Consider the following 13,324-nt stretch of genomic DNA (forward strand, 5'->3'; position numbering starts at 1 on the left):
CCGCCAAGCCCACCAAGGGCAAGCCCGCCCCCCAGCCCACCGCAACCGACCACACCAACGCCAAACACGTGTTCGTCGACGACCAGGGCAACATCGCCGGCGGATGCACCGGCCTGGACACCACCGGACTGCGCTGGACCTGCTACGCCGGCCAGCGAGCCGTCACCGAAGGCATCATCACCGAAAACCTCCTCGGCCAACACCTCGAAGCACCCACCCGCGGCTGACTGTCGCCGACCAGAGCGGAACGCCCGGCCGATCCTGCGGATCGGCCGGGCGTTGCTCGCTGTTCACGAGCGGTGGCGGCGGGATCGAAGCCGCGGAGGGCGGAAACCTCACGCTTTCGACCAGCCAGGGGTTGCGCGGCGGTAAGGAGCCTGCCCGGCCCCGGCAGGTCGCGGCTGGCAGGTCAGCTGCCCACGGAGTGCGCTCGGTCCCCGTCACCGGACGCTGACGGTGATCCTGTCGAAGTCGGGCGCCGGGCTGTACGGGTTGAATATCGACAGTGAGTTGACCCCGGGCCGCAGCGTTGTCGTTACGGTCATCGTGCCGACCGTTTCCCAACCACCCGTGCCGGGAAAACTCAGCATGATCGGTCGCCCGCGGTTGATGCTGATGTAACCGAGCCGGGGGTCCCCGCCGTTGACGTAGGCGATCGTCACGCTGGCCGTCCCACCCGCCCGGGCGGTGAGACCGTTGAACTGCAACGTCCCCATGTCCCGGCCGACATAGCCCACCTTCTTCCAGCCGGAGCAGCCGGAGCAGGTGAAGGTCCGGGTACCGGCCAACCCGTTCACCGGCGATTCCGCCTCGTACGACGTCACCACCACCGGCGGCGGCGCGGTGGTGGGAGTGGTGGTGGGTGGCGACGCCGCGGTGGTGGGCGGCGGGGCGGCCGTCCGTGGCGGCGTGCTCGGAGTCGGGGAGCGGTTCTCCACCGACCCGACGCGGATGTTCTTCCTCGCCGACGTGGGCGAAACTGACGGCCCTTCGGTGCCTTCACCGGGTCCGGTTGGCGTCGCCGTCGCCGGCACGAGTGTGCCGAAGCCGGCGCCGGCCGACGGTCCAAGGTCACCACCGCCGGTCAGCGCCGCGAGCGCCAGCACGACGGCCAGGTAGCCGGCCCCGACCACCACCAGCAGGCGGACCGGGCCGATCCGCCAGACGCCGTCCTGGTCACGTCCGTACCGTGGGCGCACCTCGTCCTCCCCTTCGCCAGCTGAGCGTCGGCACGAATGACCACGACTGTGACCGGCGACAAAAGTGGGTGAGCAACGGTTCGACCGTCTCACGCACCCCTGTTCTCGATCACCGCATCGTGGGTCCGGCGATGTAGCCACGATCTCCTACCGTGATGGCGCTGCGGCCCCGTGATTCGTCACGACCGCGGGAATGGTCAGGGCAGGGCGGGAGGCCAGGTGGCAGGCAGAAGGTTCACCCAGGCGGGGATGGCGGCCGTCGCGTAGGTGGGACGGGACAGGTTCGCCGCGACGTGGCCAAGCGGGTCTGTGGTCTGCAATGGCAACCCGCGAAGAACGCCGACGACCCGGACGACGGTGCGGCCGGGGTGCTCAGCCAGGCGTCGTGAGGGCAACTGAGGCCACCACAGCGAAAAGCCCGGTGACTCACGGAGAGTCGCCGGGCGTTTCGCCTGTTCAACGAGCGGTGGCGGCGGGATTTGAACCCGCGGAGGGCGTAAACCCTCACACGCTTTCGAGGCGTGCTCCTTAGGCCACTCGGACACGCCACCGCCGAGTAGGGTACATGACCCCGGGTCCGGGTGCCGAACCGGTGTCTCCGAGGCCGGCCTGGCAGGATCTTCACCATGAGTACGCACATCGGCGCGAAGCCGGGCGAGATCGCCGAGCGGGTCCTGATGCCGGGCGACCCGCTGCGGGCCAAGTGGATCGCGGAGACCTACCTCGAGGACGCCACGTGCTACTCGACGGTCCGGGGCATGCTGGGCTTCACCGGCCGGTGGAACGGCGTGGAGGTGTCCGTCCAGGGCTCCGGCATGGGCATGCCGTCGGCCTCCATCTACGCCCACGAGCTCATCAACGAGTACGGCGTGAAGACGTTGATCCGGGTTGGCTCGTGCGGCGCCCTCGCCGAGGGCCTCCGGTTGCGTGACGTGGTCGCGGCGATCGGTTCGTCCACCGACTCGAACATGAACCGGGTGCGTTTCGACGGCCTGGTCGACTACGCCCCGGTGGCCGATTTCGGGCTGCTGCGCACCTCGGTCGACGTGGCGCAGCGGCGCGGCATCACGATGCAGGTCGGTTCGGTCCTGGCGGCGGACGCCTTCTACACGGACCGGCCAGACCTCTATGACGCTTTGGCCGACTACGGGGTGCTGGCCGTCGAGATGGAGTCCGCCGCGCTCTACACGATCGCGGCCCGGTTCAGGGCGCGGGCGTTGACCATCCTGACGGTCAGCGACCACATCAAGACCGGCGAGAAGACGACGGCACAGGAGCGCGAGCAGACCTTCGGCCAGATGGTCGAGATCGCGCTCGACACGGCCGTCGCCTGAGCCGACCGCCCACCCGCCCGCCTCCCGCGGTTCCAGGAGGGGGGCGGGGCGGCGGCGCACGGAGATGACGACGGTCACACATAAATCTATACGACCGATCGTGCTTATTTATTACCCTCTCCTCATGACAGTCGACGGAAGGCTCGCGCGGGGCGACCGGGCCCGCAGTGCCGCGCTGGACGCCGCCGTGGTGCTGGCCACCGAGGTCGGCCTGGAAGGGCTCTCCCTCGCCCGGCTCGCCGACACTCTCGGCGTCAGCAAGTCCGGCCTCTTCGCGCACTGGCGGTCCAAGGAGACGCTCCAGCTCGCCACCGTCGACCGGGCCGCCGAGCAGTGGCAGGAGCGAATCGTCGGGCCTGGCCTGCACGCCCCGGCTGGCGTACGGCGACTCTGGGCGCTGCACCAGGCCCGGATCGACTTCTACGCCGCCCAGGTGCTTCCCGGCGGCTGCTTCTTCGCCAGCACGGACTTCGAGTACAACGCCCGGCCCGGCCCGGTCCGTGACCGACTCGCCGAGGTGTTCGCCCGGTGGACCGCATTCCTCGAAAGGCTCGTCCGGGAGGCCGTGGACGCCGGTGAACTTCCCGCCGGCACCGACGTGCCGCTGCTGGCGTACGAGATCGACGCGCTGGGGATCGCCGCCGCGATGCGCTCGCGGCTGGTGGACCCGGACGCCGCCTACCGGCACGCCCGCCAGGGTCTGCTCAACCGTCTTCGGGCACTGTGCCCCGATCCCACCCTGCTACCGGAAGGTCTCTCGTGACCCACACCGTCATCGCCCCGCACGCCGTCGAGTTCGGTCACGTCGAGCAGGTCGCCGTGCACTTCGACGACCTCGACGCCCTCGGCATCCTGCACAACGCCCGGTACGCGGTGCTGCTGGAACGCGCGCTGACCCCGTACTGGGCCGCCCACGGGATCTCCTTCCGGGGCGGATCGGCCAGCGCTCCCGACGTGTTCCACGCGGTCCGCGAGTTCGCCATCACCTTCCGGGCCCCGATCACCGGGACCGGGCCGGTGGCGGTGCACTTCTGGCTCGACCACTTCGGCGGCAGCAGCGCCGAGTACGGCTTCCAGGTCCGTTCGCCGGACGGCCGCACGGTGCACGCCGAGGGCCGACGGGCGATCGTCCGGCTGGACCCGGCGACGCTACGGCCCACCCGGTGGACCGACGCCGCCCGTGCGGTCGCCGCGACCCTGTTGCGTCCCGCCACGACCCCGGCCTGAACATCCTGGGTCGGCCGGCACAACGCCGGCCGGCCTGGAGGGCCGGCACGATCAGCGGAAGAAGGCGCGGAGGACAGCGGCGTTCTCCGCCTCCAGGACCCCGCCGTAGACCTCGGGGCGGTGGTTGAGCCGACGGTCGCGCAGCACGTCCCAGAGCGACCCGGCGGCGCCGGTCTTGGGCTCCCAGGCCCCGAAGACCACGGTCGAGATCCGGGCCAGCACCAGCGCGCCCGCGCACATCGTGCAGGGTTCCAGGGTCACCACGAGGATGCAGTCGTCCAGCCGCCAGCGGCCAAGCCGCGCGGCTGCCCGGCGCAGCGCCAGCACCTCGGCGTGCGCGGTCGGATCGCCGGTCAGCTCACGCTCGTTGCGCCCGACGGACAACTCGGTGCCGTCCGGGCCGTAGACCACCGCCCCCACCGGCACGTCGTCGGCGGGCACGCCGCCCCCGCCGACCGCCAGGGCAGCGGCAGCACCGGGCACGCCACCAGCACCGTCGACGGCGCGCGGCTCCGGGCCGGTGACGGCGATCTCCAGCGCCCGACGCATCCACAGCTCGTGCCGCTGCCGGCGGCCCGGCCCGCCCGGCTCTGCCAGCCACTCGTCGGCGCCGGGACCGACCCGGGCAACCGCGCCCGGGGTCGGCTGCCCGGGTCGTACGGTCTCCAGGGCCGGGTCGGTGGCGTCCACCGGCTCGGCGGCGCCCGGCAGCGGTGACCCGCCGCCGGACAGCTCGGGCCCGCCCGTCGGGGCCGGCTCAGATCTCACGCAGTTCCTCGACCTCGTCGGCACAGCCCAGCACCAGGCACACCTCGGCCGTGACGTCGCCCGGGAGCATCCCCTCGTGGGCGCAGAGCCGCAACAGCTTCTGGGCGGGGATGCCCAGATCGGCGAGGATGTCGGCGTCACCGACCGGATCAGCCTCCGGGTCCACCGCGGGCTGCTCGCTCTCCTCGCCGCCCGAGGCGCCCGGCCTGGGCTCGTCGACCTCCTCCAAGCCGGTGACCGAGGTCTTGAGGTCACCGACGAGCAGCGCACCGAGGCGGGACTCCTCGGCGTACGCCGAGTCGGAGCCGAAGATCCGCAGGTCCTCGCCCTCGTCGAGGCGCAGGATCACCAGGTACGTGTCGTCGGCCTCGACGAAGAGCAGGGAGAGGTCGGCGTCCGGCTCGACGTCGCGCAGCCGGTCGGCGACATCGTCCACGTCGGTGGCGCCTCGCAGGCTGACCTCGGCGGCGGTCCAGCCGCCCTCGACGCGCACCACGGCGGCAGCGAAGTACGACACGGTTCCCCCAATGGCCTCGGCACAGCTCGCCGACTCGTTACGCGTGCACGTTAACCGGTCGGGTCGGCAGGCGACCGGTCAACGCCCCGAAGGGGCCGGCCATTCCCGCGAAAGTCGGTTCAGCCGGCGACACGGCGGCGGGTGGCGATCAGCTGCCGCAGTCGCTCTGTCCGCTCCCGCTGCGGCCGTTCCCGCTGCCGTACCGCGCGGGCTCCCGCCAGCTCGGCGAGAATCTGCAGGCGGCGACGGCTCCGCTCAGGGTCGAGCCGCGGGGTGGTCCAGGCCATACCGGAAAGCGTCCACAGTCACAGCCAGTACGTCAAGATGGTGTTCGAAACGCATTCGATCACATACGGAGCGTCACCAAAGCGGCCAGTCCGAGCTGGTGGCCCACCGTCCGACGACGATCGCGAAAGCGATGCTCCAACCGCCTGCGGTGACGATCGCCACGCCTGTGGCCACGCCCCGGTCGCCGTACCGGACCAGCGCGAGGGCGGCGGCCCAGGCGAGCGCGCCGGCGACCACCGTCCACCAGGCATACCCGGGCACGTCCCGGCCGAGAAGGCCGAAGAGCAGCAACCACGCGGCGGCGAGGGCGGCTCCGGCGGCGACCCCGCCGCCGGTCACCGGGTGCGGTTCACGCCAGATCGGCCGGCGCGGCGGCCCGGAGGGGAACAGTCCCGAGGGGGTACGCGCCAGGAACTGGCCGACCGCAGGCTCGGCCGGATACGCGGGCTGACCGTCGCTCACCGTCTCTGCTCCCGTCCGCGGGCCCCTGGTGTCTCAGGGCACCATCCCACCGTAGCGGTCTGCCAGGATGACCGGATGTCGTCGCGATCGATCGGCCGCCGTCGCGCGCGCCCGGCGTACCCGATCCTGCTGCTGCTCGCTCCGGCGCTACTGGGCGGTTGCGCGGGCGACCGCCCGAACCCGCCGCCGGGCGCGGTGTGGGCCGCACCGGGGGTGGCGGCGACGGCCGGGCAACCGACCCCGCCGGCGACGTCCCCGACGGCGGGGTCCGCCTCGCCCTCACCGGCTCGGGAGCCGGCGCGGCGGGTCTTCCCGGTACAGGCGGCGAGGATCGCCTACCACCCGACCCACTCGGCGTATCCGGGCACGGACATCTTCGCCGACTGCGGTGAGCCGGTGGTGGCGGTGACCGACGGGACGGTCCTGGAGGTGAGCCGCGTCGACCGGTTCGACCGGCGGGGGCCACGGGGGCCGCACAATGGCGGGCTGTCGGTGTCGCTGCTCGGTGACGACGGAGTGCGCTACTACGGCTCGCACCTGAGCGCGATCAGCGCGGGGGTGGACGCCGGGGCGCGGGTGCGGGCCGGCCAGCAGCTCGGCAGGGTGGGGAGGACCGGCAACGCGAACGATGTCTGCCACCTGCACTTCGGCCTGTCGCCGAAGTGCACGGGGCACGACGACTGGTGGATCCGGCGCGGGGTGGTCTGGCCGGCGAAGTACCTGGACTCGTGGCGCGGGGGTGGCAACCGGTCGCCGGTCGCCGAGGTGGCCGCCTGGGAGCGCGAACACGGCTGCCCAGGGACGCCGGGCAGCGACTGAGGCGCACCCCGGCCGGCGGCGGGGCGTCGTCGGTGATCGGCAGGCCGAGGATCGCGTAGGTTGCAGGTCATGACCGCGCGGGATCCTGTCGCCGACCTTCGCCGGATCGCCTTCCTGCTGGAACGGGCCAACGAGGCCACCTACCGGGTGCGGGCCTTCCGGTCGGCGGCGAACACGCTGGCCGGGCTGCCGGTGGCGGAGGTGGCGGAGCGGGTCCGCACCGGGAGGCTGACCGAACTGGCCGGGGTCGGCGACGTGACCGCCCGGTGCGTGGCCGAGTCGCTGACCGGGGAGGAGCCGGTCTACCTGCGCCGGCTGGCCGCCACCGAGGGCACCGACCTGGACGCGGCGGCGACCGCGTTGCGGGCCGCGCTGCGCGGTGACTGCCACACCCACTCCGACTGGTCCGACGGCGGGTCACCGATCGAGGAGATGGCGCTCGCCGCCGTGGAGCTGGGTCACGAGTACCTGGTGCTGACCGACCACTCGCCCCGGCTGAAGGTGGCCCGGGGGCTCACCGCCGACCGGCTGCGCCGGCAGATCGACCACGTGGCGGCGGTCAACGAGGCGCTCCCGAAGGGCTTCCGCATCCTCACCGGCGTCGAGGTCGACATCCTCGCCGACGGCTCGCTGGACCAGGAGGAGGATTTGCTGGCCCGGCTGGACGTGGTGGTCGGCTCGGTGCACAGCGGACTGAACGACGACCGGGCGAGGATGACCCGCCGGATGCTGGCCGCGGTCGCCAACCCCCATCTGGACATCCTCGGACACTGCACCGGCCGGATGGTGGCGTTCCGCCCGGCCGGGGTGAAGGGCCCCGGCGACCGCGCGCACCGGCCGCGTACCCGGGCCGAGAGCGACTTCGACGCGGACGCCGTCTTCGCCGCCTGCGCCGAGCGCGGCGTGGCCGTCGAGATCAACTCCCGGCCGGAACGGCAGGACCCGCCGAAGCGGCTGATCCGGCGCGCCCTGGAGGCCGGCTGCCGGTTCGCCATCAACACCGACGCGCACGCCCCCGGTCAGCTCGACTGGCAGCGGTTCGGCTGTGAACGGGCGGCCCTGTGCGGCGTGCCCGCCGACCGGGTGGTCAACACCTGGAAGGCCGACCGGCTGGTGAGGTGGGCGCGTACCCGCCGATGACCAGCCCGCCGGTCGGATCAGCGCCCGGCGGGGGCGGCAGCGGCGGGCCCGGTGGTGGCCGGGGCGGTCACCGCTTCCCTCGGCGGGCGCGGGCCGAGCAGGCCCTGCGCCACCGCGACGCCGAGCAGCACCACCACCGCGCCGACCGGCTGGTGCCAGGTGAGCCGCTCGTCGAGCACCAGCACGCCAACCAGCACCGCGAAGACCGGGATCACGTACGTCACGGTGGACGCGGTGCTCGCGCCCGCGACCCGGATATTGTGCATGTTGATCACGAAGGCCAGGCCGGTGCCGAGCGCGCCGAGCGCGGCCACGCTCGCCACCACCCGCCACGACAGGCCGGTCGGCACCGGCGGCGCGCCGGCCACCAACGGACCCACCACCGCCAGCTGCGCCGTCGCGACGAGCAGCTGCGCCGCCGACAGCGACAGTCCGGAGTACGCGGTGCCGCCGAGGAACCTCTTCAGGTACGGGATGACGACGCCGTAGCAGGCCGCCGCCCCGAAGCACATCAGCTGGCCGACGAAGTGCGCCCCACCGACGCCCCGCCAGACGCCGAGCACCACCAGCACGCCGAGGAAACCCAGCCCGAGCCCGACCGCCCGGCGCACGGTGAGCCGCTCGGTGCGGAAGACCAGCACCGCCAGCGGCAGCACGACCAACGGGGTGGTGGCGTTCCAGATGCCGGCCAGCATCGACTCGACCCGCTGCTCGCCGTAGCCGAAGAGGGTGAACGGGACGGCCACCCCGATCGCGGCGGCCACCGCCAGGTGGGCCCAGACCCGCGGCTCCCGGGGCAGCCGGTCGCGCAGCACGGCGAGCACCACCAGCAGGGTGGCCGCGCCGGTGGCCACCCGGTAGAGGGTGAGGTGCAGCGGGTGCAGCTCCTCGACTCCGACCTTGATGAAGAGGAAGCTCGAACCCCAGATCGCCGCGAGCGCGACGAATCCCGGCAACCAGCTGCGCAGCGGCGCTTTGTCAGGAGTCATGTCAGCGGTCACCCCTGACACTCTGCCCCAGCGGTACGACAAAATCCCGCGATGTTCGGACGCCGTGTCCACCGCCACAGCCTCCGACCGAAGTGGAGACCCGGCGGGTGCGGAACTCCGGCGGCCCATCGTCGTTGATCCGCCGGGAGGTGTCGCGGTTGATGCTGCCGACGCGCGTCGCGGAGCCGGTGCCCGACCTGGACGGCGGGTGGACGGTCCGGCGGGCCGAACGCCACCTGCGGGTCGGTGAGCTGGCCGGCGCCCGGCACGAGTGCGTGGCCGGCCGGCTGGTGGTCACCCCGTTCCCACCGGCCACCGAGAGCATCGCCATGGCGAGCCTGGCCAGCGCGTTCGTCCCGGCGGCCGAAGCGGACGGCCGGCACGTCCTCGGCCGGGTCGCGCTGACCTTCTCACCGACCTGCTGGATCCAGCCGGACGTGACCGTCCTGCACACCCTGCCCTCGACAGACGAGGAGGAACGCTGGGTGCCGGCTGCGCTGTGCCTGATGGCGGTGGAGTTCGTCCGGCGCGGTGCCCGGCGCGATCCGGTGGACCGCCGCCGCCACTGCGCCGGGGCCGGCATCCCCTGGTTTCTCCGGGTAGAGCTGGACCGGTGTTCCGATCGGATGGCGGCGGACCTGTTCCGCCGGACCGAGGGAGGCGGCTGGGCGGTCGCGGCCCGGGCGGTCGGCGGGCAGCGGCTGCGGGTCCGGGCGCCCTTCCCGATCGACTTCGACCCGGCGCGGCTGTTGCCCTGAACCGGCGAAACAGGGTCGACACCCGGACCGGCGGGTCACGTAGGGTCGCAGGGTGGGACGAATCGATGACCTCGCCAACCGTTACGTGGCCGACTGGGCCCCGCTGAGCCCGACCGGCGCCACCTACGTCGGCATCGCCGGCTACGACGACCAACTCGACGACCTCACCCCGGCCGGCTACGAGGCCCGGGCCGAGCTGACCCGGCGCACGCTGACCGACCTGGACGTGACCGAGCCGGAGTCGGAGGCGGAGCGCATCGCCAAGGAGGCCATGCAGGAGAGGCTCGGCCTGGAGCTCGCCCGGTACGAGGCCGGCGAGGTGACCAGCGAGATCAGCGTGATCACCAGCGGCCTGCACGATATCCGGATGGTCTTCGACCTGATGCCCACCGAGGGCGAGGCGGCCCAGGCCAACGTCGCCGCCCGACTCAACCGGTTCGCCGCCACGCTGGAGGGTTACAAGACCACGCTGCGGGAGGCGGTCGCCGCCGGGCGGGTCAGCGCTAAGGTGCAGCTGGTCGAGGTGGCGAAGCAGTGTGACACCTGGACCGACCCGGACGGCGACAACTTCTTCCACGGCCTGGTCGAGCGGCTCGGTGTGGACGGCACGCTCGGCGCCGAGCTGCGACGGGGCGCGGCCGCCGCCACCGCCGCGACGGCGGAGTTCGGTCAGTTCCTCCGCACCGAGCTGGCCCCCCTCGGGCGTGACAAGCAGGCCGCCGGTCGGGAACGGTACGAGCTGGCCTCGCAGTACTTCCTCGGCGCGAAGGTCGACCTCGACGAGACGTACGCCTGGGGTTTCACGGAGCTGGCCCGCCTGGAGGCGGAGATGCGGGCGGTGGCCGGGAAGATCGTCGGGGCCGGCGCGACGATCGACGATGCCGTGGCCGCGCTCGACGCCGACCCGGCCCGGACCATCCAGGGCAAGGAGGCGTTCCGCGACTGGATGCAGGCGCTGGCCGACAGGGCGATCAGCGACCTGCACGGCGCCCACTTCGACATCCCCGAGCAGGTCCGGCGGATCGAGTGCTGCCTCGCGCCGACCAGCGACGGCGCGATTTACTACACCGGCCCGAGCGAGGACTTCTCCCGCCCCGGCCGGATGTGGTGGGCGGTGCCGCCGGGCATCACCGACTTCTCCACCTGGCGGGAGGTGACCACGGTCTACCACGAGGGCGTGCCCGGTCACCATCTCCAGGTGGCGCAGACCGCCGTCCGCGCCGAGTTGCTCAACCGCTGGCAGCGGCTGCTCTGTTGGGTGTCCGGCCACGGAGAGGGCTGGGCGCTGTACTCGGAGCGGCTGATGGAAGAGCTGGGTTATCTGGAGGATCCGGGCGACAGGCTGGGCATGCTCGACGGGCAGGCGTTCCGCGCCGCCCGGGTGATCGTCGACATCGGCATGCACCTGGAGCTGGAGATCCCGAAGGACAACCCGTTCGGATTCCACCCGGGCGAACGGTGGACGCCGGAGCTGGGATGGGAGTTCATGCGGGCGCACTGCCGCGTGCCGGACGAGAACCTGCGCTTCGAGCTGAACCGTTACCTGGGCTGGCCGGGGCAGGCGCCGTCGTACAAGGTGGGCGAGCGGATCTGGCTTCAGGCCCGGGATGAGGCGAAGGCCCGCAAGGGCGCGGACTTCGACCTCAAGGAGTTCCACCGGCAGGCGCTGGACCTCGGTTCACTCGGGCTCGACCCGCTGCGCAGGGCGCTGGCCCGCATCTGAGCTGTGGTGCCGGGGGCGGGCGGGACAACCCGCCCCCGGCACCGTGGTGGTGGGACGGAGGTCAGGGCACGCTGAGCCGCAGCGCCGGCACGGCGGTCAGCGTGTCGCAGTCGACGAAGGCCAGCTCGATCACCGGGTCGGTGAAGCTGATCGGGACCGGCGAGATGATCGGGATCCCGTCCGGGAACGGCAGGTCCGGGGTCAGGGTGACCGGGATGCCGAGCAGCTTGCCGGAGAACCGGGCGGCGTAGAACGCCACGTCGCCCCGCACGGTCAGCCGGTCGGTTCGGCTGGCCGGGATCCGAGGCGATGCGGGGCAACCGCTCGCCGGGTTCCACCTTCCCGGGCCGGTCCCGCTGCACGGGGGCGCAGCTCGTGGGCCGGTGGGTCGGGGCGGCGCTGGGGCTGGCCGTCGGCGTCGTGGCGGGCGCCCTGCGGCGGGACGACGCGGAGGTGGTGGCCGCCCGGCCGGGGCTTGGCGCAGGCGGTGTCGGTGGCGGCCGGGATGGGGACAGCCGGCGCGGCCTGCACGGTCGATGGCCGGACCGCGACGAGCCCGCCCACGGCGAGCCCGAGCACCACCATCGCCACCGTGAACCGGCTCGGGTCCGGCGCACCGCCCGACGGTTCGTCCGGGGTGGCACCACCGCCGGCGGGGGCCGCGTCGCGGGGCACGGCCGTGGCCCGGGCCGGGGTCGCCGCCGGCTCGCCCGTCCCGGTGCACGGCACCCGGCCGAGCCGCCGTGGCGTGGCCTCGGCGTCGGCGTCGGCCGGCATGAGGTCGTCGACCAGGCTCCGAAAACGCGGACAAGCGGGTCGCGAACGACCCGCCCGTCCTGCATACCGCCGTGCTGTCAGTGCTTCTCGGCCTCGTCCGACGCCGTCCGCTGGGCCGGCGCCGCCGACTCGCCATCGGCACGCCAGTTCGTCGACGCGGGCGGAATCTCGTCGGACAGCGGGCCGCCCGTCCGCTCGTCCGTCACCGACTTCTCCTGCCGCGTCGGCCCGTCGACCGGCGCCGGGGCGCCGTCCGCCCGGTGACGGGCGTCGGCGGTCGACCGGCGGCCGGCGACGATCAGCCACAGGCCGACGATCAGCAGCAGTCCACCGAGGACCGCCAGGGCGATCGGCAGCGTTCGGCCGATCAGCTGGAGCTTGTCCCGGGTCTCCCCGGCCGACGTCACGCTGTTGGTGATGGTGGCGTCGTCGTAGGCGAAGTCCGCGTCGAGCAGGGTCACCGCAGCGCCCTGGTCCGGCACGAAGGTCTTCTTCTGCTGCTCCCGCACCTTGACGAAGTTGCCGCTGGTCGGCTCGACCCAGATGGTCCGGGTGTTGCTGTAGGTGACCTTGCCGGTGGTGGCGCCCGGCGCGAAAGAATTGGCCAGCGCGGTGAGCGAACCCTCCGCCACGGCCAGCTCCGCCTCCGGGATCACCTGTACGTACCGGTTCGCCGCGATGCCCTTGACCTGCTCCGTGCCATCGAACCTGATCGGCAGCGCCCTGCGCAGGTCACGGTCGAAGTACTCGTAGTCCTTCCGCTCCGCGTGGAAGGGAAACTTGTAGGTCTGCCCCTGGAACTCCACCGAGTCGTTGTCGCTGGCCTCACCGTCGGTGTCGAGGAACTGCTTGTCCCACTTCCGGGCCGCGGCGGTCTCCCGGTCGAGCGCCAGCTCCGCCGAGTACAGGCTGACGTCCGAACCGTTGTCAGTACGGACCACCCGGCCGTACGCCTGCCAGACGACCGCCTCGCCGTCCAGGTCGCCAGTCATCTCCTTCTCGGTGGTCGACGCCTGCGGGACGACCTCGGTGGTGGCCTTCAGCGTGCCGTTCTGGATCGTCGGCTTACCATCGATGACCTGCATGAACGTAGCGTTCTCGGCGACCGCGACGCTCGCCTTCAAGCAGCCGTCCGGCTTACCGTCCGCATTGCAGAACGCCAAGTCGTACGGCAGCTTCGTCACCGACGGAGCCACGTGGTAAGCCGTTCCCGCGGCCAACGCGAGAGACGCGACGCCTATGCCGAACAGCACGGCACCCAGGCGAGCCTTCACTGATCCTCCCCAACAAAGACGGTCAGCCGGTGTCCGGCGAGCGTTCGGG

At 72.4% G+C, this 13,324-nt stretch carries 16 protein-coding genes, 1 tRNA gene and 1 pseudogene; 8 read left to right on the plus strand and 10 right to left on the minus strand.

Annotated features, from left to right (window positions below):
* Positions 1-227: pseudogene (locus tag E1193_RS13205) on the plus strand (hypothetical protein); the annotation flags it as partial.
* Positions 228-440: 213 nt separating this feature from the next.
* Here the strand turns inward: E1193_RS13205 and E1193_RS13210 are convergent.
* The gene (locus E1193_RS13210; RefSeq protein WP_165945723.1) at positions 441-1,199 is read right to left on the minus strand and encodes a hypothetical protein; all 759 of its coding nucleotides are present in this window, start codon (positions 1,197-1,199) and stop codon (positions 441-443) included.
* A 464-nt stretch (positions 1,200-1,663) separates the two neighbouring features.
* Positions 1,664-1,750: transfer RNA gene (locus E1193_RS13225), tRNA-Ser, on the minus strand.
* A gap of 75 nt (positions 1,751-1,825) precedes the next feature.
* Between E1193_RS13225 and deoD the strand changes: the two genes are divergently transcribed.
* The 3 genes from deoD to E1193_RS13240 all read left to right on the plus strand — a co-directional run bounded on the left by deoD (position 1,826) and on the right by E1193_RS13240 (position 3,760).
* A complete protein-coding gene (deoD, locus tag E1193_RS13230; RefSeq protein ID WP_132183485.1) occupies positions 1,826-2,533 on the plus strand; it encodes a purine-nucleoside phosphorylase in 708 nt (235 codons plus the stop codon).
* Between the two features lie 124 nt (positions 2,534-2,657).
* Positions 2,658-3,296: a TetR/AcrR family transcriptional regulator gene (locus E1193_RS13235; RefSeq protein WP_132183486.1), complete on the plus strand. Its 639-nt coding sequence runs from the start codon at positions 2,658-2,660 to the stop codon at positions 3,294-3,296.
* Positions 3,293-3,760 (plus strand): hotdog domain-containing protein, encoded by a 468-nt coding sequence (locus E1193_RS13240; RefSeq protein ID WP_132183487.1) that lies wholly within the window; start codon positions 3,293-3,295, stop codon positions 3,758-3,760. The genes E1193_RS13235 and E1193_RS13240 overlap by 4 nt, the downstream gene beginning before the upstream one ends.
* Before the next feature lie 51 nt (positions 3,761-3,811).
* Here E1193_RS13240 and E1193_RS13245 read toward each other — a convergent pair whose 3' ends face one another.
* The 4 genes from E1193_RS13245 to E1193_RS13255 all read right to left on the minus strand — a co-directional run bounded on the left by E1193_RS13245 (position 3,812) and on the right by E1193_RS13255 (position 5,744).
* Positions 3,812-4,492, minus strand: coding sequence for a nucleoside deaminase (locus E1193_RS13245; protein WP_132183505.1), 681 nt, complete (start codon positions 4,490-4,492; stop codon positions 3,812-3,814).
* 25 nt (positions 4,493-4,517) lie between these two features.
* Positions 4,518-5,045: a tRNA adenosine deaminase-associated protein gene (locus tag E1193_RS13250; RefSeq protein WP_132183488.1), complete on the minus strand. Its 528-nt coding sequence runs from the start codon at positions 5,043-5,045 to the stop codon at positions 4,518-4,520.
* A 119-nt stretch (positions 5,046-5,164) separates the two neighbouring features.
* Positions 5,165-5,332: a hypothetical protein gene (locus E1193_RS31855; RefSeq protein ID WP_165942613.1), complete on the minus strand. Its 168-nt coding sequence runs from the start codon at positions 5,330-5,332 to the stop codon at positions 5,165-5,167.
* Between the two features lie 73 nt (positions 5,333-5,405).
* Positions 5,406-5,744 carry a hypothetical protein gene (locus E1193_RS13255; RefSeq protein WP_132183506.1) on the minus strand — a complete coding sequence of 113 codons (339 nt, stop codon included), beginning with the start codon at positions 5,742-5,744 and terminating at the stop codon, positions 5,406-5,408.
* A gap of 126 nt (positions 5,745-5,870) precedes the next feature.
* Between E1193_RS13255 and E1193_RS13260 the strand changes: the two genes are divergently transcribed.
* A complete protein-coding gene (locus E1193_RS13260) occupies positions 5,871-6,614 on the plus strand; it encodes a M23 family metallopeptidase (RefSeq protein ID WP_132183489.1) in 744 nt (247 codons plus the stop codon).
* A gap of 69 nt (positions 6,615-6,683) precedes the next feature.
* Complete coding sequence (locus tag E1193_RS13265; protein WP_132183490.1) at positions 6,684-7,754, plus strand: PHP domain-containing protein; 1,071 nt, start codon at positions 6,684-6,686, stop codon at positions 7,752-7,754.
* Positions 7,755-7,771: 17 nt separating this feature from the next.
* Here E1193_RS13265 and E1193_RS13270 read toward each other — a convergent pair whose 3' ends face one another.
* Positions 7,772-8,743 (minus strand): DMT family transporter, encoded by a 972-nt coding sequence (locus tag E1193_RS13270; protein ID WP_207922686.1) that lies wholly within the window; start codon positions 8,741-8,743, stop codon positions 7,772-7,774.
* A 161-nt stretch (positions 8,744-8,904) separates the two neighbouring features.
* Between E1193_RS13270 and E1193_RS13275 the strand changes: the two genes are divergently transcribed.
* Both E1193_RS13275 and E1193_RS13280 read left to right on the plus strand, forming a co-directional pair.
* Positions 8,905-9,501 (plus strand): Uma2 family endonuclease, encoded by a 597-nt coding sequence (locus E1193_RS13275; RefSeq protein ID WP_132183492.1) that lies wholly within the window; start codon positions 8,905-8,907, stop codon positions 9,499-9,501.
* A 52-nt stretch (positions 9,502-9,553) separates the two neighbouring features.
* Positions 9,554-11,224, plus strand: a complete 1,671-nt coding sequence (locus E1193_RS13280) for a DUF885 domain-containing protein (protein WP_132183493.1) — start codon at positions 9,554-9,556, stop codon at positions 11,222-11,224.
* A gap of 61 nt (positions 11,225-11,285) precedes the next feature.
* On the opposite strand, the gene E1193_RS13285 is transcribed toward E1193_RS13280, so the two are convergent.
* The 3 genes from E1193_RS13285 to E1193_RS13295 all read right to left on the minus strand — a co-directional run bounded on the left by E1193_RS13285 (position 11,286) and on the right by E1193_RS13295 (position 13,275).
* On the minus strand, positions 11,286-11,495 hold the full coding sequence (locus E1193_RS13285; RefSeq protein ID WP_132183494.1) for a hypothetical protein: 210 nt from the start codon (positions 11,493-11,495) through the stop codon (positions 11,286-11,288).
* 2 nt (positions 11,496-11,497) lie between these two features.
* The gene (locus tag E1193_RS13290; protein ID WP_132183495.1) at positions 11,498-12,001 is read right to left on the minus strand and encodes a hypothetical protein; all 504 of its coding nucleotides are present in this window, start codon (positions 11,999-12,001) and stop codon (positions 11,498-11,500) included.
* 77 nt (positions 12,002-12,078) lie between these two features.
* Entirely contained in the window at positions 12,079-13,275 is a 1,197-nt protein-coding gene (locus tag E1193_RS13295) for a DUF3068 domain-containing protein (protein ID WP_132183496.1), read from the minus strand.
* Positions 13,276-13,324: the final 49 nt, after the last annotated feature.

The organism is Micromonospora sp. KC606, assembly GCF_004348675.1.
In the GTDB taxonomy this organism is placed as follows: Bacteria; Actinomycetota; Actinomycetes; order Mycobacteriales; family Micromonosporaceae; genus Micromonospora.

Excerpts from the sequence above, each read along its gene's own strand:
- E1193_RS13260 (WP_132183489.1), top strand. The coding sequence starts at position 5,871 with ATGTCGTCGCGATCGATCGGCCGCCGTCGCGCGCGCCCGGCGTACCCG.
- E1193_RS13275 (WP_132183492.1), top strand. The coding sequence starts at position 8,905 with ATGCTGCCGACGCGCGTCGCGGAGCCGGTGCCCGACCTGGACGGCGGG.
- E1193_RS13290 (WP_132183495.1), bottom strand. The coding sequence starts at position 12,001 with ATGCCGGCCGACGCCGACGCCGAGGCCACGCCACGGCGGCTCGGCCGG.
- E1193_RS13235 (WP_132183486.1), top strand. The coding sequence starts at position 2,658 with ATGACAGTCGACGGAAGGCTCGCGCGGGGCGACCGGGCCCGCAGTGCC.
- E1193_RS13265 (WP_132183490.1), top strand. The coding sequence starts at position 6,684 with ATGACCGCGCGGGATCCTGTCGCCGACCTTCGCCGGATCGCCTTCCTG.
- E1193_RS13270 (WP_207922686.1), bottom strand. The coding sequence starts at position 8,743 with ATGACTCCTGACAAAGCGCCGCTGCGCAGCTGGTTGCCGGGATTCGTC.
- E1193_RS31855 (WP_165942613.1), bottom strand. The coding sequence starts at position 5,332 with ATGGCCTGGACCACCCCGCGGCTCGACCCTGAGCGGAGCCGTCGCCGC.
- deoD (WP_132183485.1), top strand. The coding sequence starts at position 1,826 with ATGAGTACGCACATCGGCGCGAAGCCGGGCGAGATCGCCGAGCGGGTC.